The 21,492-nt window shown below is 70.4% G+C and carries 16 protein-coding genes and 1 pseudogene; 2 read left to right on the top strand and 15 right to left on the bottom strand.

From position 1 onward, the window contains the following. Nucleotides 1-351: 351 nt before the first annotated feature. From dnaE to VHU88_10765, 4 genes are all read right to left on the bottom strand, one after another. Nucleotides 352-3,903: a DNA polymerase III subunit alpha gene (dnaE, locus tag VHU88_10780; protein HEX3612160.1), complete on the bottom strand. Its 3,552-nt coding sequence runs from the start codon at nucleotides 3,901-3,903 to the stop codon at nucleotides 352-354. Between the two features lie 79 nt (nucleotides 3,904-3,982). Further along, nucleotides 3,983-4,927 carry an RluA family pseudouridine synthase gene (locus tag VHU88_10775; protein ID HEX3612159.1) on the bottom strand — a complete coding sequence of 315 codons (945 nt, stop codon included), beginning with the start codon at nucleotides 4,925-4,927 and terminating at the stop codon, nucleotides 3,983-3,985. A 10-nt stretch (nucleotides 4,928-4,937) separates the two neighbouring features. After that, nucleotides 4,938-5,510, bottom strand: a complete 573-nt coding sequence (locus tag VHU88_10770) for a signal peptidase II (GenBank protein ID HEX3612158.1) — start codon at nucleotides 5,508-5,510, stop codon at nucleotides 4,938-4,940. Between the two features lie 87 nt (nucleotides 5,511-5,597). Beyond that, nucleotides 5,598-6,764: a TraR/DksA C4-type zinc finger protein gene (locus VHU88_10765; protein ID HEX3612157.1), complete on the bottom strand. Its 1,167-nt coding sequence runs from the start codon at nucleotides 6,762-6,764 to the stop codon at nucleotides 5,598-5,600. Between the two features lie 270 nt (nucleotides 6,765-7,034). On the opposite strand from VHU88_10765, the gene ileS reads away from it, so the two are divergent. After that, entirely contained in the window at nucleotides 7,035-10,187 is a 3,153-nt protein-coding gene (gene ileS / locus VHU88_10760; protein HEX3612156.1) for an isoleucine--tRNA ligase, read from the top strand. Between the two features lie 170 nt (nucleotides 10,188-10,357). Here ileS and VHU88_10755 read toward each other — a convergent pair whose 3' ends face one another. The 10 genes and pseudogenes from VHU88_10755 to ftsW all read right to left on the bottom strand — a co-directional run bounded on the left by VHU88_10755 (nucleotide 10,358) and on the right by ftsW (nucleotide 20,056). Next, the gene (locus VHU88_10755) at nucleotides 10,358-11,137 is read right to left on the bottom strand and encodes a DivIVA domain-containing protein (protein HEX3612155.1); all 780 of its coding nucleotides are present in this window, start codon (nucleotides 11,135-11,137) and stop codon (nucleotides 10,358-10,360) included. Nucleotides 11,138-11,185: 48 nt separating this feature from the next. Beyond that, nucleotides 11,186-11,470 (bottom strand): YggT family protein, encoded by a 285-nt coding sequence (locus VHU88_10750; protein ID HEX3612154.1) that lies wholly within the window; start codon nucleotides 11,468-11,470, stop codon nucleotides 11,186-11,188. Nucleotides 11,471-11,620: 150 nt separating this feature from the next. Beyond that, nucleotides 11,621-11,896: pseudogene (sepF, locus tag VHU88_10745) on the bottom strand (cell division protein SepF). A gap of 299 nt (nucleotides 11,897-12,195) precedes the next feature. Beyond that, a complete protein-coding gene (locus tag VHU88_10740; protein ID HEX3612153.1) occupies nucleotides 12,196-12,906 on the bottom strand; it encodes a YggS family pyridoxal phosphate-dependent enzyme in 711 nt (236 codons plus the stop codon). Nucleotides 12,907-12,940: 34 nt separating this feature from the next. Beyond that, nucleotides 12,941-13,699 carry a peptidoglycan editing factor PgeF gene (gene pgeF, locus VHU88_10735; protein ID HEX3612152.1) on the bottom strand — a complete coding sequence of 253 codons (759 nt, stop codon included), beginning with the start codon at nucleotides 13,697-13,699 and terminating at the stop codon, nucleotides 12,941-12,943. A 35-nt stretch (nucleotides 13,700-13,734) separates the two neighbouring features. Then, the gene (ftsZ, locus tag VHU88_10730; GenBank protein HEX3612151.1) at nucleotides 13,735-14,964 is read right to left on the bottom strand and encodes a cell division protein FtsZ; all 1,230 of its coding nucleotides are present in this window, start codon (nucleotides 14,962-14,964) and stop codon (nucleotides 13,735-13,737) included. 197 nt (nucleotides 14,965-15,161) lie between these two features. Next, the gene (locus VHU88_10725; GenBank protein HEX3612150.1) at nucleotides 15,162-15,929 is read right to left on the bottom strand and encodes an FtsQ-type POTRA domain-containing protein; all 768 of its coding nucleotides are present in this window, start codon (nucleotides 15,927-15,929) and stop codon (nucleotides 15,162-15,164) included. Further along, nucleotides 15,926-17,362, bottom strand: coding sequence for a UDP-N-acetylmuramate--L-alanine ligase (gene murC / locus VHU88_10720; GenBank protein HEX3612149.1), 1,437 nt, complete (start codon nucleotides 17,360-17,362; stop codon nucleotides 15,926-15,928). Before murC ends, VHU88_10725 begins: the two co-directional genes overlap by 4 nt. Nucleotides 17,363-17,463: 101 nt before the next feature. Next, the gene (locus tag VHU88_10715; GenBank protein HEX3612148.1) at nucleotides 17,464-18,621 is read right to left on the bottom strand and encodes a UDP-N-acetylglucosamine--N-acetylmuramyl-(pentapeptide) pyrophosphoryl-undecaprenol N-acetylglucosamine transferase; all 1,158 of its coding nucleotides are present in this window, start codon (nucleotides 18,619-18,621) and stop codon (nucleotides 17,464-17,466) included. Nucleotides 18,622-18,727: 106 nt separating this feature from the next. Then, nucleotides 18,728-20,056 carry a putative lipid II flippase FtsW gene (gene ftsW, locus VHU88_10710; GenBank protein HEX3612147.1) on the bottom strand — a complete coding sequence of 443 codons (1,329 nt, stop codon included), beginning with the start codon at nucleotides 20,054-20,056 and terminating at the stop codon, nucleotides 18,728-18,730. 102 nt (nucleotides 20,057-20,158) lie between these two features. Here ftsW and VHU88_10705 point away from each other — a divergent pair, with 102 nt between their 5' ends. Next, on the top strand, nucleotides 20,159-21,295 hold the full coding sequence (locus VHU88_10705) for a hypothetical protein (protein ID HEX3612146.1): 1,137 nt from the start codon (nucleotides 20,159-20,161) through the stop codon (nucleotides 21,293-21,295). Between the two features lie 3 nt (nucleotides 21,296-21,298). Here VHU88_10705 and VHU88_10700 read toward each other — a convergent pair. Next, nucleotides 21,299-21,492, bottom strand: a 194-nt coding sequence (locus VHU88_10700; protein HEX3612145.1) for a hypothetical protein, incomplete at its 5' end; no start/stop codon positions are given.

Below are 21,492 nucleotides of genomic sequence, written 5' to 3'. Positions count from 1 at the left end.
ACCGCGCAGCAGGCCAGCGCCAGACGGGTCAGCCGGCCGGCCCTCCGAGGCCTGCCGATCCGTCTGGACGCCACGGCCGTCTGAGGTGTTCGCCGGTGGTCGAGCTTCCGCTGCGGCACCACCGGCAACGACCGTTCGCGTTCGCTGCCGAGGCGATTCGGCTTGCTGACCACCGGGAACACATTGACCACTGTCCCCCCGCGCAATCGGCGACGCCAAGACGCGCCGCAGGCTTCTGGCCGCTCGACGGGCGAGTCGATCCGAACAGAGGAGTAACGAGCCCGGCGCACCGGACACTCCGGGCCTGCGCCGAACTGCCGCAGAGATCTTCCCCGCAGGTGGGAGCCCTGCTCAGCCCAGGCAGGACGAGCCGAGCAACGCCTTCAGGTCGCCCATCAGGGCCGGGGACGGCGTGACCCGCGGCCCATTTCCCAGCCGCATCACGGTCGTCCGGGCGCTGGCCTCCAGATGCAGGTGCACCTCGACCGTGCCGGGGTGGCTGGCCAGCACCTCGCGCAGCCGTTCGACCAGTGGCGGCGTGCACCGTACGGCGGGCAGCCGGACCGAGACCGGACCCGAGGCCGTGCGGGACACGTCGGGCAGGCTGAGCTCCGCGGCGACGATCCGCGGCACGTCCTCCCGCCGGTCCAGCCGACCCTTGACCGCTACCACGGTGTCCTCGGCCAGCAACTGACCCACCTGCGAGTGGACCGCCGGGAAGAACATGCACTCGATCGCACCCCCCAGGTCCTCCACGGTCGCGATCGCCCACGCGTTGCCCTGCTTCGTCAGCTTGCGTTGCAGCCCGGTCACCAGCCCGGCGACGACGATCATCGAGCCGTCGGCCCGGTCCTCAGCCTCGGTGAGCGACGCGATCGGGCAGTCGGCCACGGCAGCCAGCACGGCCTCGATGCCCAGCAAGGGGTGGTCGGACACGTAGAGCCCGAGCATCTCGCGCTCGTAGGCCAGCAGCGCCGCCTTCTCCCACTCCGCCTCGGGGATGGAGACGTCGAACGTCGTGTCAACTGTGTCGGCGTTCGAACTGTCGTCGAAGGCGCCGAACAACGAATCCTGCCCGATTGCCTCGTTGCGCTTCACGTCGATGATCGCGTCGATCGCGCGCTCGTGGACCAGCATCAGGCCGCGACGCGAGTGGTTGAGCGAGTCGAACGCCCCGCCCTTGACCAGCGACTCGATCGTCTTCTTGTTGCACACCCCGGCCGGCACCTTGCGCAGGAAGTCCTGGAAGTCGGTGAACCGGCCCTCCTTGGTGCGGGCCTCCACGATCCCGGCGACCACGTTCGCGCCGACGTTCCGGATCGCCGAGAGGCCGAACAGGATGTCCGTGCCGCGCGGGGTGAAGTTGGCGTCGGAGGAGTTCACGTCCGGCGGGAGGACCTTGATGCCCATCCGACGGCACTCGTTCAGGTACAGCGCAGACTTGTCCTTGTCGTCGCGCACGCTGGTGAGCAGGCCGGCCATGTACTCGGCCGGGTAGTTCGCCTTCAGGTAGGCGGTCCAGTAGGAGACCAGGCCGTAGCCGGCTGTGTGCGCCTTGTTGAAGGCGTAGTCGGAGAACGGGACGAGGATGTCCCACAGGGTCTTGATCGCCGCCTCGGAGTACCCGTTGGCGCGCATGCCCCCGGAGAAGGGGATGTACTCCTTGTCGAGGATCTCCTTCTTCTTCTTGCCCATCGCCCGGCGGAGCAGGTCGGCCGCGCCGAGGGAGTACCCGGCGAGCTTCTGGGCGATCGCCATGACCTGTTCCTGGTAGACGATCAGACCGTAGGTGTCGCCGAGGATCTCGGCCAACGGCTCGGCAAGCTCCGGGTGGATCGGCACCACCGGCTTGCGGCCGTTCTTGCGGTCCGCGTAGTCGTTGTGGGCGTTGGCGCCCATCGGCCCCGGCCGGTACAGCGCCAGCACCGCGGAGATGTCCTCGAAACTGTCGGGAACCATCGAGCGCAGCAGCGAGCGCATGGGGCCGCCGTCGAGCTGGAACACCCCGAGGGTGTCGCCGCGGGCCAGCAGTTCGTAGGCCTTGCGGTCGGTGAGTTCGAGCTTCTCCAGAACCAACCGCTCGCCGCCGTTGAGCGCGATGTTGAAGAGGCAGTCGTCGAGCACGGTGAGGTTGCGCAGGCCCAGGAAGTCCATCTTCAGCAGGCCGAGGGACTCGCAGGCGCCCATGTCGAACTGGGTGATGATCGCGCCGTCCTGCTCACGGCGCTGGATGGGGATGACGTCGAGCAGCGGCTCGGCGGACAGGATCACCCCGGCCGCGTGGACCCCCCACTGCCGCTTGAGCCCTTCCAGGCCCTTGGCGGTGTCGACCACCTTGCGGACGTCGGGATCCGACTCGTAGAGCGAACGGAACTCGCCGGCCTCGCCGTACCGCTTGTGGTCCGGGTCGAAGATCCCGGACAGCGGGATGTCCTTGCCCATCACGGCCGGCGGCATCGTCTTGGTGATGCGATCACCCATCGCGAACGGGTATCCGAGCACCCGGGAGGCGTCCTTGATCGCGGCCTTGGCCTTGATCGTGCCGTAGGTGATGATCTGCGCGACGTATTCCTCGCCATAGGTCGCGGTGGCGTAACGGATCATGTCGGCCCGTCGACGCTCGTCGAAGTCCAGGTCGATGTCGGGCATCGAGATGCGTTCCGGGTTGAGGAATCGCTCGAAGATCAGGCCGTGCGCCAGCGGGTCCAACTCGGTGATGCCCATGGCGTACGCGATCAGTGCACCGGCCGCCGAACCACGGCCCGGCCCGACCCGAATCCCGTTGTCCTTGGCGTACTGCACGAGATCCGCGGTGACCAGGAAGTACCCCGGGAACCCCATCTTGATGATCATGTCGACCTCGTAGGCCGCCTGATCGACGTGGGTCTGGGGAACCTGGCCGTCGAAGCGGGCCGCCAGCCCGCGCTCGACCTCCTTGCGCAGCCAGGACTCCTCGGTCTCCCCGGCGGGCACGGGGAAACGGGGCATCAGATTCCTTGCGGCGAAGGACATCTGACAGCGTTCGGCGATCAGCAGGGTGTTGTCGCACGCCTCGCGCAGGCCGTACTGGTCCTGCCACAATGCCCGCATCTCGGCCGGGCTCTTGAGGTAGAAGTCCTGCGCGTCGAACTTGAAGCGGTTCGGGTCGGCCAGCGTCTTGCCGGACTGCACGCACAGCAGCACCTCGTGCGCGGCAGCGTCCTCCGCGGCGGCGTAGTGCAGGTCGTTCGTCGCCACCAACGGCAGGTTCAGGTCCTTGGCCAGCCGCATGAGGCCGTCGTGGGCCCGCTTCTCGATGCCGATGCCGTGGTCCATCAGCTCGCAGAAGAAGTTCTCCACGCCGAAGATGTCGCGGAACTCCCCGGCGCTCTGCCGTGCCTTCTCGTAGTTGCCGATGCGCAGCCAGGTCTGGATCTCACCGGACGGGCATCCGGTGGTCGCGATCAGGCCGCGGCCGTACTTCTCCAGCAGTTCCCGGTCGGCCCGGGGCTTGTAGAAGAACCCCTCCAGGCTGGCCCGCGAGGACAACCGGAACAGGTTGTGCATGCTCTCGGTGTTGGTCGCCAGCAAAGTCATGTGCGTGTAGGAACCCGACCCGGAGACGTCGTCCTCGCCACCGTCGGCCCAGCGCACGCGGGTGCGATCGCGCCGGTCCGTGCCCGGGGTCAGGTAGGCCTCCATGCCGACGATCGGTTTGATCCCCGCCGCGTCGGCCTTCTTCACGAAGTCGTACGCGCCGAACACGTTGCCGTGGTCGGTCATGGCCAGCGCGGGCATCCCCATGCGCTCGCACCCGGCGAACAAGTCGTCGAGCCGGGCCGCGCCGTCGAGCATCGAGTACTCGGTGTGCACGTGCAGGTGCACGAACGAGTCGTTGCGACCGTTCCCGGACGGGGTACTCACGGGCGGCGGACCGGGAGTTGGTTCATGTCGCGCACATTAGTCGGCGCCCCCGACAAATGCCGTTTCGCCGGCGCGTCGCTCAACCTTGCGCGACGATCTCCAACGCGTGCGCCAGGTCGGCCGGGTAGGTGCTATCGAAGCTCATCCACTCCCCTGTGTCGGGGTGCTCGAAGCCCAGGTGCGCAGCGTGCAGCCACTGCCGTTCCAGTCCCAGCCGCGCGGACAGCGTCGGGTCGGCACCGTAGGTCGTGTCGCCTACGCACGGGTGGCGCAGCGCGGCCATGTGCACCCGGATCTGGTGCGTCCGGCCGGTCTCCAGCTTGATGCGCAGCAGGCTGGCGTGCCGGAAGGCCTCGAGCGTCTCGTAGTGGGTGACGCTGGGCTTGCCGCCCGCCTCCTCCGAGATCACCGCCCACCGCCAGTCTTGCTTGGGGTGGCGGCCGATCGGGGCGTCCACGGTGCCCCGGCTCGGGTCGGGATAGCCCTGGACCAGGGCGTGGTAGACCTTCTCGACCGTGCGTTCCTTGAACGCCCGCTTCAGCAGTGTGTAGGCGCGTTCGGACTTCGCGACGACCATCAGCCCGCTGGTCCCGACGTCCAGTCGGTGCACGACGCCCTGCCGTTCGGCGGCGCCGCTGGTGGAAACCCGGTAACCGGCCGCGGCCAGCCCCCCGATCACCGTCGGGCCCGTCCAACCCGGGCTGGGGTGCGCGGCCACGCCGACCGGCTTGTCGACCACGACCAGGTGCTCGTCGTCGTGGACGATCACCATCCCCTCGACGCGCTCGGCGACCACGTCGACGACCTCGCGGCGCGGCGCGGGCAGGGTCACCTCCAGCCAGGCCCCGGCCCGCAGCCGGTCGGACTTGGCCAGTTCGACCCCGTCCAACTGCACCTGGCCGGAGGCGGCGAGATCGGCGGCCACGGATCGGCTCAACCCGAACAGGCGCGCCAGGGCGACGTCGACCCGAACGCCGGCAAGACCGTCCGGCACCGGCATGGCCCGGTTCTCCCCCTCGCCCACGTCCGCGAGGTCAGCGTCGCCGGCGACGACCGGAGATCGGCACGTTGCGCAGGGCCAGCACGACAATGAGGATCCCGGCCAGGCAGATGGAGGCGTCGGCCAGGTTGAAGATCGGCCACCCCGGGAGGTCGATCCAGTCGACGACCCGGCCGCGCAGCGGACCGGGCGAGCGGGACAGTCGGTCGGTCAGGTTGCCCAGCGAGCCGCCGAGCAGCAGCCCGAGCGCGACCGCCCAGGGCAGGCTGCCGAGCCGGCGGGCGACCCGCAGCACGGCGCCGATCACCGCGGCTGTCACCAGCGTGAACAGCACCGTGGAGCCGAGGTCGAGGCCGAAGGCAGCGCCGGGGTTGCGAATCAAGCGCAGGCTGAGGCCGGTGTGACGGATGGGAAGCGGGCTGTCCTCGCTGAGCGAGGCCACCACCAAGAACTTGGTGACCACGTCGCACAGGTAGGCGAGCAACGCGACCCAGAGCAGGACCACGATCCGCGGCATGCGTGCAGCAGCCAGCGGCGCCACCAGGCTCAACCGCGGCGAATCGGCGGGGCGCGGCGCGGTTTCCCGGCTCAGCGCGGCGTCCGTCATGGGGTCAGAGTCTCACGCGGCGACGGGTGGCAAATATCCGGTACGTCACAAATGTTGGCCGGCTCTCACATTGGAGATCGCCGGGATTCAGCGCCGCTCCTCGCGTTGCTTGCACGCCATGCACAGGGTTGCCCGCGGGAATGCCTGGAGCCGCTCCTTGCCGATCGGCGCTCCGCAGGACTCGCAGGCGCCGTACGTGCCGTCGGCCAGCCGGGCCAGGGCCCGCTCGTCCTGCTGGAGCATGTCCATGGCGTTGTTCGCCAGGGACATCTCGTGCTCGCGCTCGAAGGTCTTGCTACCTGCGTCGGCCTGGTCCTCACCGGCGCCGTCGCCGTAGTCGACGAGCAGTGACTCACGCTCGTGCCGGGCCAGGTCTATCTCGGTCTGCAGCCGCTCGACGTCGGCCAGCAGCTCCTCGCGCACCGCCTGGATCTCGCCCCGCGACCACTTTGCCAGCGGGACCTTGACGGGTTCCGGGGGCGCCGCGGCGGGCGCGCGCGTGGCCGTCGGGACTGGCGTGCTCGGCGGCGCGGCCGCAGCCGCGCCCGACTGCTTCGCCGCGACCGCCTGAACCGGGGTCTTGGCCGAGGCGGCCTTGGTTGCTGCGGGCCTGGTCGGGGCGGTCCTGACCGGAGCCGCCTTGGTGGGGGCAGCCGCGCGGGTGGTCGACTTCGCGGGCGCCGCCTTGGCGGCAGGCTTGGCCGCAGCCTTGATCGGCGCAGCCTTGGTCGGCGCAGCCTTCTTGGCGATCGCCTTCGCGGGCGCGGCCTTCGCCGGAGCAGCCTTCGCCGGTGCCGCCTTCTTCGCGGGGGCAGCCTTCACCGGCGCCGCCTTCTTCGCGGGGGCAGCCTTCACCGGAGCAGCCTTCTTCGCCACGGCCCGCGCCGGGGCAGCCTTGACGGGGGCCGGCTTCTTCGCGACGGCCTTCGCCGGCGCCGCCTTCGCCGGAGCAGCCTTCGCCGGAGCCGCCTTCTTCGCCACCGCCTTCGCCGGCGCAGCCTTCACCGGTGCCGGCTTGGTGGGCGCCGCCTTCTTGGCGATGGCCTTGCTCGGGGCGGTCCGGGCGGCCGCTGGTCGGACGGCGGCCTTGGCGGCAGGCTTCGCTGCAGCCGACTTACCGGTCGCGGTCTTGCGCGCGGGAGCCGCCGATTTGGCCGGCGTGGACTCACTCGCCCGGGTGGCGCGCGCTGGGGCAGGACGGCCTGCCTTGGCTGCCGCGCTTCGGGTGGTAGCCCGTTCGCCGCTGCTGACCATGCCGTGACCTGCCCTTCTGGGGCGCTACCGTGCTTCCGGGTGCCGACGTGCGGGCACTATAGGTGACCCGGGAAACCGTGATCTACAACTCTGGTCACCTCATTTTTCCCGGTGTCGTCCGCCGGCTCGGACGGCCGAGCGGCGGGCGCCTCCCTGCGCTAGGGTCGAGCGCGCGTGACCGTGACCGCGCCGCGCGGTCACTCTGTGTCGCGGTCAGGGCAGCGGCGCCGACGGGCGCGCGGCAATTTCGCTCCTCGGAGGTCATCGCCTGTGTACCGCCACGTCCCCCCGCAGGTCGACCTCCCCGCCCTGGAGCATGAGGTACTCGCGTTCTGGGCTGCGCAGGACGTCTTCAACCGTTCGCTGGAGGCCACCGCCGAGGGCGCGGCGTGGACCTTCTACGAGGGCCCGCCCACCGCCAACGGAATGCCCGGCACCCACCACGTCGAGGCCCGGGTCTTCAAGGACGTCTTCCCGCGGTTCAAGACCATGAAGGGCTTCCACGTCCACCGGAAGGCCGGCTGGGACTGCCACGGCCTGCCCGTCGAGCTGGCCGTGGAGAAGGAGCTGGGCTTCTCCGGCAAGGGCGAGATCGAGGCCTACGGGGTCGCGGAGTTCAACGCGAAGTGCCGCGCCTCGGTGGTCCGCCACGTGGGCGCGTTCGCCGAGATGACCGAGCGGATGGGCTACTGGGTCGACCTGTCCACCGCCTACTGGACGATGGACAGCGCCTACGTCCAGAGCGTCTGGTGGTCGCTGGCCAAGATCTTCGACGACGGCCGACTGGTGCAGGACCACCGTGTCGCGCCGTACTGCCCGCGCTGCGGGACCACGCTGTCCGACCACGAGCTGGCCCAGGGCTACGAGACCGTCGTGGACCCCTCGGTCTACGTCCGGTTCCCGGTTACCTCAGGCCCGCACGCAGGGGCCGCGGACCTGCTGGTGTGGACGACCACCCCGTGGACGCTGGTCTCCAACACCGCCGTCGCGGTCCGTCCCGACGTCACGTACTGCCTGGTCGACGCCGGTTCGGGAACCCCGGTCGTACTCGCCGAACCGCTGGTCGAGGCGGTGCTCGGCGAGGACACCAAGACGCTGGCCCGTTTCCCGGGATCGGAGATGGAGGGCTGGCACTACAGCCGGCCGTTCGAGCTGGTGGCGTTCCCGCCGGAGGTCGACGCCCACTACGTGGTGACCGCCGACTACGTCACCACCGACGACGGCACCGGCCTGGTCCACCAGGCCCCCGCGTTCGGCGCCGAGGACCTCGAGGTGTGCCGCCGGTACGGCCTGCCGGTGGTCAATCCGATCCGCCCCGACGGCCACTTCGCCGAGGACGTCGCACTGGTCGGCGGGGTGTTCTTCAAGACCGCCGACACAGCGTTGGTCGCCGATCTGGCGGCCCGCGGCCTGCTGTTCCGGCACCTGCCGTACGAGCACCCGTACCCGCACTGCTGGCGGTGTCACACACCGCTCGTCTACTACGCCCAGCCGTCCTGGTACATCCGCACGACCGCGATCAAGGACGCCCTGCTCGCCGAGAACGAGCGCACCAACTGGTACCCCGAGACGATCAAGTGGGGCCGCTACGGCGACTGGCTGAACAACAACGTCGACTGGGCGTTGTCGCGCAACCGGTACTGGGGCACGCCGCTGCCGATCTGGCGGTGCGAGGAGAACCACCTGGTGGCGGTGCCGTCGCTGGAGCGGCTGGGCGAGCTGGCCGGGCGCGACCTGTCCGCCCTGGACCCGCACCGGCCGTACATCGACGAGGTCACGCTGCCGTGTGCGACCTGCGGCGGGACGGCGTTCCGCGTCCCGGAGGTCATCGACGCCTGGTACGACTCCGGGGCGATGCCGTTCGCGCAGTGGGGCTACCCGCACTCCGGGGCGGGGCTCGAGGGCCGCTACCCGGCCCAGTTCATCTGCGAGGCCATCGACCAGACCCGCGGCTGGTTCTACACGCTGATGACCGTCGGCACCCTGGTCTTCGACCGATCCTCGTACGAGAACGTGCTGTGTCTGGGCCACATCCTGGCCGAGGACGGCCGCAAGATGTCCAAGCACCTGGGCAACATCCTCGAGCCGCTGCCGCTCATGGAGGCGCACGGCGCCGACGCGCTGCGGTGGTTCATGGCCTGCTCCGGCTCGCCCTGGTCGGCCCGCCGGATCGGCCACACCGCGCTGTCGGACATCGTCCGCAAGACGCTGCTCACCTACTGGAACACCGTCGCGTTCCAGTCGCTGTACGCCCGGACCGCCGGGTACGAACCGACCGTCGATGTCGCCCCGGCCCGCCCGGACCGGTCCGCGCTGGACCGCTGGGCGTTGTCCGAGGCGCATCGGCTCGTCGCCGGAGTGGACGCGGCGCTGGAGGACTTCGACACCCAGAAGGCCGGACGGCTGATCGCGACCTACGTCGACGACCTGTCCAACTGGTACGTCCGACGGTCCCGGCGGCGGTTCTGGACCGGCGACGTCTCGGCGCTGGCGACCCTGCACGAGTGCCTGCAACTGGTCACGCTGGTCATGGCCCCGATCACCCCGTTCATCACGGAGCGTGTCTGGCGAGATCTGTTTGCGAGCGATGGCGAGCAAACCGATGCACGCAGCGTCCCGACCGGCGCCGCGGCCGAGTCCGTGCATCTGGCTTCCTGGCCCGAGGCCGACGCGGCGGCGATCGACGACGACCTGGCCACCCAGATGTCGCTGGTGCGCCGGCTGGTCGAGCTGGGCCGAGCCGCTCGGGCGGACAGCGGGGTGAAGACCCGGCAGCCGCTGGGGCGTGCGCTGGTCGGTGCGCAGGGCTGGGCCCGCCTGTCCGAGGAGCTTCGCGACCAGATCGCCGAGGAACTGAACGTCATGCGGTTGGAGTCGCTGGCCGAGGCCGGTGGACAGTTGGTCGACTACAGCGCCAAGGCGAACTTTCGGACGCTGGGAAAGCGGTTCGGCAAGCGGACGCCGCTGGTCGCCGTGGCGATCGCCGCTGCCGACGCCGCCGAACTGGCGGCCGCACTGCGCGCCGGGGACACGCCGAGGGTCGTCGTCGAGGGCGAGGCGCTCGAGGTGAGCTCGGAGGAGGTCATCGTCACCGAGACGCCCCGTGAGGGTTGGGCGGTGGCCCGCGAGGGCGAGACCGTTGCCCTCGACCTGACGATCACGCCGGAGTTGCGTCGAGCCGGCCTGGCCCGCGAGGCCATCCGAGCGATCCAGGAGACCCGCAAGTCCTCCGGGTTGGAGGTCTCCGACCGGATCGCGCTGTCCTGGCACGCCACCGACGTCGAGGCCGCCACGGCGATCCGGGAGCACGGCGAGCTGATCGCCACCGAGGTCCTGGCCACCTCGATCACCGAGCTGCCCGCGCCCGGCGACCAGGCCGTCGACCCGGACCTCGGCCTGACCCTGCGCCTGGCCAAGGCCTGACCCCGGCCGCTGCCGGGCGCCCCCTGACGCCCCGCGTATGAGAGTGCGCTGCCCGCGTATGAGAGTGCGCTTCCCGATCATCGATGAGCGAGCTGCACAGGCGTTTTGGGGACGTGCAAGGGCCCCGGTGGCTACGCCACCGGGGCCCTTTGCGGGTCTTGCCTGTGCGCTTAGCTCTCGTCCTCGTCGATCAGGAACCCGCGCATCGGCTGGCGCGGGGCGCCGGCGGCAGCGCGGCTCCCGGTGCCTGCCGCGGCCCGCGGCCCGTTGGAGAGGTTCTCGCTCTCCTGGGACGAGTCGAGCTGACGCAGCTGGCCCTCGAGGAAGGACTTGAGCCGGCTGCGGTACTCGCGCTCGAACTGGCGCAGCTGGTCGAGCTGGGCCTCGAGGGCGTTCCGCTGGGTCTCGAGCACACCGATGATCGAACGGTGCTTGTCCTGGGCGTCGCGCTCCAGCGCCTCGGCCTTGTTACGGGCCTCGCGCTCGATCGACTCGGCCTTGGAGCGGGCGTCTCCGACGATCTTGTTGGCCTCGCTGCGGGCCTCGGCGATCGCCTGGTCGGCGGTCTGCTGGGCCAGCGCCAGGACACGGGCGGCGCTGTCTGCGCCACTGCTGATGGTCGCCTCGGCGGGAGCGGGGGCCGGGGCGGGCGGCTCGGCAACCGCCTTGGCCGGCTCGGCCTCGGGCTCGGCCTTCTTCTCCTCCGCGACCGACTCGGCCTTCTTCTCCTCCACCACGGGCACAGGTGCAGTCGTGGAAGCCGGAGCCGCGGCGGCAGCCTTGGTTGCAGCAGCGAGCTTGGCGCGCAGTTCGTCGTTCTCACGGATGAGTCGGCGCAGCTCGGTCTCGACCTCGTCGAGGAAGGCGTCAACCTCGTCCTCGTCGTAGCCCTCGCGCAGACGGACGGTCGTGAACTGCTTGTTCCGCACGTCCTCGGGGGTCAGCGGCATCTGGTCACCTCAGAGTGATCGTCGACGTTCGGAATAGACCGTACAGGGTCATAGGCGTAGCGCGGCGTCCCGGCCGAGAATGACGATGACAAAAAGCACAAGGAACGACAGGTCAAGGCTCACTCCACCGAGTCGCAGCGGGGGGATGAACCGCCGCAAGAACTTCAACGGCGGATCGGTTGACGAGTAGAGCACTTCGAGCGCCACTACCGCTGGCCCCTTGGGCTGATAGGACCGCGCGAACATGAACACGTAGTCCATGACCATCCGCGCCACAAGCAACAGCATGAAGATGGTCAGCAGGTAGTAGAGGATCTCCCCGACTGGACTCACGCCGCAGCTCTCCGACTACTCGACGCGGCACCGGCCGCGCTCGCCGGACCCCGGACATGCCGCTGAGCAGCGCGAATGCGCTGCTCAACTGCTCCCCCGACCACCTGCGACATCCTGCCCGGCGTCTGCGGCGAGCGCAAACGCGCCCCCTCAGCTCTGGTTGAAGAATCCGCCACGCGCGATCCGCGCCTTGTCCTCGGCTGTCACATCGACATTTGCCGGCGAGAGCAAGAACACTTTCTGCGTCACCCGTTCGATGGAACCGTGACAACCGAAGACCAGGCCCGCGGAGAAGTCGACCAGACGCTTGGCGTCCACATCGTCCATCTCGGTGAGATTCATGATCACCGGTACGCCCATCCGGAACTCCTCGCCGATCGCGCGCGCCTCGTTGTACGTGCGCGGGTGCAACGTAGTGATCCGGTACGAGTCGATTGTCGCGGTCTGGGAGGGCACCGAGGAGGCGACGCGACGCTCGGCGACAGCAGTGTGCCGGGACACCGGCTCCTGCATGCTGCGGTGCTCACGCTGGGCCGGCGCGTGGTGCGGCTCGTCGTAGTCGGCGTAGCGATCGGGGTCGTCCTCGACCAGGCCCAAGTAGACGCCCATCTTGTGCATTGCGCCCATGTTGGCTGCCCTCTCAGTTCCCGTGGTCGACACCGGCGGCATGTTCGCAGTGGTACGGCTGCTCACTTGCCGCCGTGCCTGTTGCCAGTGGTGCGACGCTATCGGCTGATTGACCTCGTACCGAGCAACCCGGAGCCGACACGCACATGTGTCGCCCCGTGGGCGATCGCGGCCTCCAGATCGCCGCTCATCCCCGCCGAGATCCAGTCCGCGGCGGGGTGTGCGACCTGCACCGAGGCCGCGCATCGGGCCAACCGGGCGAACGCCGGATCGGGGTCCTCCCCCAACGGAGCAACGGCCATCAGCCCCCGCAGGCGCAGGCCCGGAGCGACCGCGACAGCGGCACACAAACCCGGTACCGACTCCGGCAGCGCACCCCCGCGGCTACGGAACCCGGCTTCTGCCGCGGCCGGGTCCAGGTCGACCTGGACAAGCACGTCGATGCTGCGGCCGGCCCGTTCGCAGGCCGCGACCAGGGCGTCGACCAGACGCTCCCGGTCCACCGACTGCACCACGTCGACGTGCTCGGCGACCGAGCGGGCCTTGTTCGTCTGCACCTGGCCGACGAAGTGCCACACCAGGCCGGACAGCCCGGCCGCGGCGCACTCGGCAACCTTGGCCGCGGTCTCGGCCTCGCGGTTCTCGGCGAAGTCGACGATGCCCAGCTCGGACAGCCGGGCGACGTCCGAGGCAGGCCACGTCTTGGTGACCGCGATCAGGGTGATCTCTTCCGGATCGCGGCCGCACGACGTGGCGGCCGCGGCGATGCGGGCCTGCACTTGTGCAAAGTTGGCCGCGAGTTCCGCCATCCGGTCGGGGCTCAGGACCGGTGCTCCGCTGTGTTCATGATCGCGCGTCCTTCGCTCCGGTCAGCCACACCAGGCCCGCGAAGCGCCCGGTGGTGCCGTCGCGACGGTAGGAGAAGAAGTCGGGGTCGTCGTTGGCGCAACCACCGACCCGCATCACCCGCTCCACGCCCAGAGCAGCCAACTGCGCAGTCACACCGTCGCGCAGGTCCAGCCCGAACTCACCCGTTCGGGTACGTCCGCCGTAGGTGACGGTGCCCGGCGCAGCGTCGGCCACCTCGGCCGCCATGTCGGCGGGCACGGCGTAGCAGCAGCCGTCGATGGCCGGGCCCAGCCAGCCGGTGATCGCCTCAGGTCGGGCGCCACAGTCGAGCATCGCCTGCACCGCAGCGGGCACCACGCCGGCCGCGACGCCCTTCCGGCCGGCATGCGCGCAGGCCACCACCGCGGCCTCCGGATCGGCCAGCAGGACCGGGACGCAGTCCGCGACCATGACCACCAGGGCCAGGTCGAAGGTCCGCGTGACCAGCGCGTCGGCGATCGGCGGCACTGCGACCGAGCCGTCGAGCAGCGCCACACAGACGCCGTGGACCTGCTCGGCGAACACCAGCCGGTCGGCAGCCAGGCCGAGCGCGGCAGCGACCCGGGCCCGGTTCTCGCGAACCGTGCCCGGGCCGTCGCCCACGTGATCACCGAGATTCAGCTCCGCGTACGGCGGGAGGCTCGCCCCACCGGCCCGGGTCGTGAACACCGCCCGCACGCCGGTCGGGCAGGCGGGGGTCAGCAGCGGGAGCATGAGCACACTTTGCCCGATACCCGGCCGCGAACGGCTCAGCGCATGAAGTCCGGGACGTCCAGGTCGTCCTTGCCCTCGACGGGACGACGGGTCGGAACGCCCCGACCGGCCTCGACCCGGACGCCCTCTCGGCGCATGACCCGCTCCGGCTCCCGGTACGGAGCCCGGTCCGGCTCACGCTGCGCCCGCTCGGCGGGGCGCTCGTGCTCGCGCGGGGCGGGCATCGGGGCGCGGTCGGCGACCGGCTCGGCCGCCTCCATCGACTCGGACTGCGTCTGTTCCTGGCGCCGCTTGTAGTGGTCGGCGAACTCGGGCGGCACGGCCGCGTCGAACCCGGCCGCGATCACGGTGACCCGGGCCTCGTCGCCGAGCGCGTCGTCGATCACCGCGCCGAAGATGATGTTCGCCTCGGGGTGCGCAACCTCGGCGACCAGTTGGGCGGCGTGGTTGATCTCGAACAGGCCGAGGTTCGACCCGCCGGAGATCGACAGCAGCACGCCACGGGCGCCCTCGATGGAGGACTCCAGCAGCGGCGAGGAGATCGCCGCCTCGGCGGCCTCGATCGCGCGGTTGTCGCCGCGGGCCGAGCCGATACCCATGAGCGCCGAGCCGGCCCCGGACATCACCGACTTCACGTCGGCGAAGTCGAGGTTGATCAGGCCCGGGGTGGTGATCAGGTCGGTGATGCCCTGGACGCCGGACAGCAGCACCTGGTCGGCGGACTTGAACGCATCCAGGACGCTGACCTGCATGTCGGAGATCGACAGCAGTCGGTCGTTCGGGATCACGATGAGGGTGTCGACCTCCTCGCGCAGGCGCTGGATGCCGTCCTCGGCCTGACCGGCCCGGCGGCGACCCTCGAAGTTGAACGGACGGGTGACCACGCCGATCGTCAGCGCCCCCAGCGAGCGGGCGATGTTCGCGACGACCGGAGCACCGCCGGTGCCGGTGCCACCGCCCTCGCCGGCGGTTACGAAGACCATGTCCGCACCGCGGAGCACCTCTTCGATCTCGTCGCGGTGGTCCTCGGCGGCCTTACGGCCCACCTCCGGGTTGGCCCCGGCGCCCAGACCGCGGGTGAGTTCGCGGCCCACGTCCAACTTGACGTCGGCGTCGCTCATCAGCAGCGCCTGCGCGTCAGTGTTGATCGCGATGAACTCCACACCCTTGAGCCCGACCTCGATCATGCGGTTGATGGCGTTGACGCCGCCGCCGCCGATGCCGACAACCTTGATCACTGCGAGGTAGTTCTGCGGAGCTGGCACGGCCGGCTGCCTCTCGTTCGCGGTCGTAGTCTCAGTGCCTCGGCGACAGACCCTCATCCTCAAGTAGAGGTTTAGAGTTATGTCAACCTGTCGACACTGCAGAAATTAGGGCCGGGATCGATCGGAACGAAGGACATCGGGCGCGTGTCGCGGTACTGCCGGATCAACTCCAGTTGACGCGCCGTCAGAAACCGGTTTCAAGGCTTGGCGATCGCCGGGGCCTCAGGTGAGCTGACGTCGTACGTCCGCCCGTTGCGCCCCAGCAGGATCGTCAGCACGTGGGCCTTGAGCACCGGCCGGCTCGAGTCGCCCCAGATGATCACCCGGCCGTCGGTCAGCTCCACCGACATGTCGTCCGGGGAGTCCGCCCGGATCACCGAGACGTCGGGCCGGACGGTCGCGGGCAAGGCCGCGAGCATGCCCGTGATCGCGGTCAGCGTGCCGGCCGGCAGGTCGGACAGGGAGGTGCGGACGACCGGCAGGTCGGGGTGATTGCCGTCCTCGTTGGCGAAGACCACGCCGGTGGCGTCGACCAGGCGCTTGCCGGCCGGGGTCTCCAGCACCATCGCCGGCGTGCGCTCGGTGACGACGATCCGCACCGTGTGCAACAACTGCCGTTCCAGGTGCACCGCGGCGACCGCCGGCAGTTCCCGCACCCGGGCCGCCGGGGCGTTGGTGTCCAGCAGGATCTCCGAACCACCGGTCGGCACGTGGGCGACCCGCAGCACCTCAGCCGGGTCGACGCGTTCCGTGCCGACCACCTTGATGCTGCGCACCGCGAGCAACGACGAGAAGCAAGCCGCCCAGACGATCGCGCCCAGCGCCGCCAGGACCAGCAGGACCAGCCCGAACCGCAGCCACCTGGTACGCCGGCGCGCCTTGGCCGCTGCTGCCGCGCGGGCGGTGGCGGCCACCGCCGCGGCCGGCGTCGACGGCCGTGCCGCGGTGACCGAGCGCGGGCTCATGCCTTCTCCCCCAAGAGGTTGAGGACCTCGGGGCCGATCATCGTGATGTCGCCCGCGCCGAGGGTGAGCACGAGGTCGCCGGGCTCGGCGGCGTCGACCAGCCGAGCCGCGACCTGCGTCCAGGACGGTTCGAAGGCCACGTCTCCGGACGGCAGCGGCACCGCCGCGGCCACCGAGGCCCCGGTGACACCCGGGATCGCGTCCTCGCCCGCTGCGTACACGTCCATCACCACCACCCGGTCGGCCAAGCCCAGCGCCATGCCCATCTCCCTGGCGAACGCCGCAGTGCGCGAGTACCGATGTGGCTGGAAGGCGGCGATCAGCCGGCCCTTCCCCTCGCCCACGACCTCGCGAGCCGCACGCAGGACGGCCTCGAGTTCGGTCGGGTGGTGGGCGTAGTCGTCGTAGACACGGACGCCGGAGACGAGGCCCTTCAGCTCGAACCGGCGCCGGGTGCCGGTGAACCCGGCCAGGCCCTCGCGCAGTTCGCCGGCCGGGAAGCCGAGGCCGAGCCCGACCGACAGCGCGGCCGCGGCGTTCAGCGCGTTGTGCGCGCCGGGCACCTGGAGCTGGACCGGCCCGAGGCGGCGGCCGTTGGCGACCGGCTCGAACTCGTATCCACCGGCCCGCACGGCCAGGCCCTCCAGGCGCATGTCGGCGTCGTCGCTACGGCCGTAGGTCCGGACGTCGATGCCGTTGGCCACGGCGATCGTGCCGAGCCGACGAGCGCCGGGGTCGTCGGCGCAGAGGACCAGGAAGCCGCCGGGCTCGACCCGCGCGGCGAAGTCCACGAACGCCTGCTCGACGGCCGCACCGGTGCCGTAATGATCGAGGTGGTCGGCCTCGACATTGGTCACGATCGCCGCGTGCGGCGTGTAGAGCAGGAACGACCCGTCGCTCTCGTCGGCCTCGGCCACGAACACGTCGCCACTGCCGTCGTGGGCGTTGGCGCCGGACTCGTTGAGGCTGCCGCCGATCGCGAAGGACGGGTCCGCCCCGCAGTGCTGCAGCGCGACAGTCAGCATCGAGGTCGTCGTGGTCTTGCCGTGGGTGCCGGCCACGGCGACCGCGCGGCGCCCGGCCATCACCGATGCCAGCGCCGCCGCGCGGGGCAGCATCCGCAGGCCCGCCTCGCGGGCCGCGGTGTACTCCGGGTTGGTCGGCCGGATCGCGGTGGAGACCACCACGGTGTCGGCCCGACCGAGGTGCTCGGCGTCGTGCCCGACGTGGACGGTCGCGCCGAGCGCCCGCAGCGCCGCCAGCGCGGTTGAGTCCTTCGCGTCGCTGCCGGAGACGGAGACCCCGCGGGCCAACAGGATGCGGGCGATGCCGGACATGCCGGCGCCGCCGATGCCGACGAAGTGGACCCGGCCCAGCTTGTCGGCAGCGGGGACCTCGGCCGCCGTCATCGCGAGCTCACGTTGCTCGCTCACACTGCGCCGATCGGATCGCTCGCCGGATCGCTCACGGTGTAGCCATCGGATCGCTCGCCGGATCGCTCACGATGTAGCCATCGGTTCGCTCGCAAGCTCGCTCACGATGGCCGACCCTTCGCCGCAACCGCTTCCATCAGCAAGTCCGCAAGTCCCTCGTCGGCGTCGCGACGACCGTGCGTGGCCGCGGCCTGGCTCATCGCTGCGACCCGGTCCGGATCCTTCAGCAACGGGACCAGGTTCGCCATCATCCACGCCGCGTCCAGCGCGGCGTCCTCGACGATCCCACCACCGCCGGCCTCCACCAGCGGCAGGGCGTTGCGGCGCTGCTCGCCGTTGCCGATCGGCAGCGGGACGTACCAGGCCGGTAGCCCGACCGCCGCGAGTTCGGCGCAGGTCATCGCGCCGCTGCGGCACAGGGCGACGTCGGCGGCGGCGTACGCCAGGTCCATCCGTTCCAGGTAGGGCACGATCACGTAAGGCGCAGCACCTTCGACGAACGGGACGGTCACCGTGGCTGCGTCCTCATTCGGCTCGCTCGGTCCGACCGTCGGGAACAGTGAACCCCGGCTCGCCCAGTTGTCGCGCCCGACCGCGTGCAGCACCTGGATCCCGGCCTCGCTCAACCCAGCGGCGGCCGCGCCGCCGGCCGTGTTCAGACTGCGGGCGCCCTGCGAACCGCCGAAGATCAGCAGGGTCGGCAGGTCCGGTTGCAGCCCGAAGTGGGCGGCCGCCGCGGCGCGGGTCGCCGGACGGTCCAGGGTCGCGATGCTGCGCCGCAGCGGCAGCCCGATGACCCGCCCGTGGGGCAGGTCGTCGGCCCGGGCCGTGGTCGCGACGAAGTCCGTCAACCGGGCCCCGATGCGGTTGGCGATCCCGGCCGGGGTGTTGGCCTCGTGGACGACGATCGGCAGCCCCGCCGAGCGCGCCGCCAGGTAGGCGGGCACGCAGACGTAACCGCCGAAGCCGACCAGGGCGTCGGCCTTCAGTTCGCGCAGCACGTCCTTGGCGGTCCGGTAGGCCCCGATCACCCGGGGCGGCAGCCGCAGCAGGTCGGCGCTCGGTTTGCGCGGCAGGGGGACCCGCGGCACGTGGGCGACCGGGTAGCCGCGGGCCGGGACCAGGGTGTTCTCCATCCCGGTCGCCGTGCCGAGCACGGTGATGCCGATCCCGGGGTCGCGGCGACGGAGCGCGTCGGCCAGTGCCAGGGCGGGTTCGATGTGACCCGCCGTACCACCGGCGGCCAGGACGACGTGCATGCCGCCTATGATCCCTCCGGTCAAGACGCTTCAATCGCCTCGGGTGCACCGAACAGGCTCGCAAGCTCGCTAGTCCGGGCACCGCTCGGCTCAATCGCGTGTCCGGTCACGCGGGCGAGCGCCGGCCGAATCGACCGCGACGACTCGGCGTCCTCCGGCCGCGGCGGACCCGCAGACGTTCCATCGGGCTGTGCCCGAACTTGGCCTTCCGGGCAGCCAGCGCCGCGGCCGCGCCGGGCTCCGATCGGGCGAACGACAACAGCATCCCGAGCGCGCACAACGTCGGCAGCAAGGCCGAACCGCCGTAGGAGACCAGCGGCAGCGGGATCCCGGTGATCGGCAGGACACCGAGCACCGCACCCATGTTGACCAGGGCCTGCACCGCGATCCAGGTGGTGATCGAGGCCGCGGCCAGCGTGGTGAACATGTCGCGACTGCGGGCCGCAATCCGGAAGCCGGCGAAGATCAGGGCACCGAAAAGGATCAGCACGCCGAGCGCGCCGATCAGGCCGAGCTCCTCGCCGATGATCGCGTAGATGAAGTCGGTGTGCGCCTCGGGCAGGTAGCCCCACTTCTCGCGGCTGGCCCCCAGCCCGACCCCGGTGAGCCCACCGGAGGACAGCCCGAAGATGCTCTGCGCGCCCTGCCAACCGGCGCCTTCGTACGTCGCGAACGGGTGCAGGAACGAGCCGACCCGGCGCATCCGGTTCGGGTCGGTGGCGATCAGCATGAGCACCATTGCGAGCACACCGGAACCGAGCGTGGTGAAGTACCGCATCGGGGTGCCGACGAAGAACAGCAGTGCGACCAGGATCGCGAGCAGCACGATCGAGGTACCGAGGTCGTGGCCCACCACGACCAGACCGATGACCACCGCAGCCACCGGCAGCAGTGGCACGCACAGGTGCATCGGCCGGGTCAGCCATTTCTGCTTGCGGGCGAGCACGTGGGCGCCGAACACGACCAGTGCCAGCTTGGCCGCCTCGGACGGCTGGATCTCGAACGGGCCGAACAAATGGATCCAGTTGCGGTTTCCGTTGACGCGGCGGCCGATGACCAGCACGGCGCACAACAGCATCAGCACGACCACCAACGACGGGAACGCCAGGCGCCGGAACACCCGGGCCGGCGTGCGTGCCGTCAGCCACATCAGCGGCAGTCCGAGCGCCACCCAGATGACCTGCTTGCGGGCGATGGCGAACACCGAACCCTGGTGGCGCAGGGCCTCCACGCTGGAGGCCGAGAACACCATCACGGTGCCCAGCGCGACCAGGAGCAGGCTGGCGATCAGCACCAGGTAGTAGGAGGTCAGGGGCCGGTCCAGGGCCCGCAGTGCAGCCCCGACGCTGATCCGTTGCGCCTGCGGCACGTTCGCCACGGCGATCGGCGGAACGTCTGCCGGACGCGCTGCGGGGCGCACGCTCGGGATCGTCACGCCGGAAACTTGCACCACATCAGTCTCGTGCGCCCGACCCTCGATGACCGGCACATCCGGTTCGTGTCGCAAGCTTGGGCAACCGAGCCGAGGGGTACCACCATGGGCCGACACCTGAGCGTCCCGGTCGCCTTCCTGGCCCTGGCCGTCGGCGGGTGCGGTTCGCACGCTGCGATGCCGGCCACGACAGCGCCGGCGAGCGCCGGGCCACTGCCGACACCGTCCGCCTCGCCCACGCGGGGCGGCCCGCTCACGCTGACCGACGCAGCTTCGTTGAACCAGTCTCGCGGCCTCGCCGAACCGTCCGCTGTCCCGGTCGACCGGCCCGGCGGAACGGCCGGAGTTCTTGCCGTGCTGCCCGACGGAGGCCTGGTCATGGTCGAGGTGCAGCAGTCGTCGCCGACGCCGGACGCGGAGTTGCACACCTCGCAGTCCAAGCTCGAGATCGTCGACCCGCACGGTGCGACCGTCCAGGTACCGGGTCACGACAGCGCACTCCCCCGCCAGGCGATCTGGGCCGCGGGCGACGCCGACACCGTGGTGTGGCTGGAGACCCCGGCCCAGGACAAGCCGGGGTACGCAGTGCTCGCGTACGACCGCAAGGCCCGCACGACCCGGGTGGTCGCCACCTCGGACGTGTTCGAACCGTTCGCAGTCGACGGCATCGGCTTCGCGGGCGGTCGCGTGTACTGGCGCGATCCGAAGTCGGCCTCCACCACCGCGCCGGTGCCGATCTACTCCCGCGACGTGCAGGCGACCGGGCCGATCCGTCGGGAGACCATTCCCGACAGCAACGTCGCCCTCTCCGACGGCAACGCGTTCTACACCGTCGCCACCTCCGCCGGGACCACGATCCACCGCCGCAGCCTGAGCAGCGGCGCGGACACCGTCGTCACAACCGTCGCGGACACCGACGTGCGCGGGCTGGTCGCCTCCGGCAACGATCTCGCCTGGAACACCGCAACGAACGTGACGCTGCGTCAGGCCGACGGGACCACGACCACGATCGACTGCGGCTCGCAAAGCCCGCCCGGCGGCCTGGTCCTCAAGTCGGACTTCCTCGGGTTCGTGACGTCCACGGGCAACAGCGTCGACGGCGAATGGGCTTTCGACCGGCACGACAATCAGTTGGTCCACCTGGCTGATGCGCCCGGCACCGCGCAGGTCTTCGCGGCCGGCTCGCGCCTGGTCTGGCGGGACGGCTCGAACTGGCAGGTGGCCGACTTCAACCGCGACTGACAGTCAGCTCAAGTGCAGTGCGGCCTGGACTTCCCAGTGCCTGTTGCGCCTGGGTCTTCGCTGCGAGTCGATCCAGGGTGGTGGGATCAAGTCCGGCCGGCCGTCGGCGGCCATCACGATCTGCCAGCCCTGGTGGTGAATGGTGTCGTGGTGGTGACTGCAGAGCAGCGCCAGATTCTCAAGATCTGTCGGTCCGT

Source organism: Sporichthyaceae bacterium, assembly GCA_036269075.1.
Classification (GTDB): domain Bacteria; phylum Actinomycetota; class Actinomycetes; order Sporichthyales; family Sporichthyaceae; genus DASQPJ01.
This window is presented reverse-complemented; position numbering and strand designations above follow the sequence as displayed.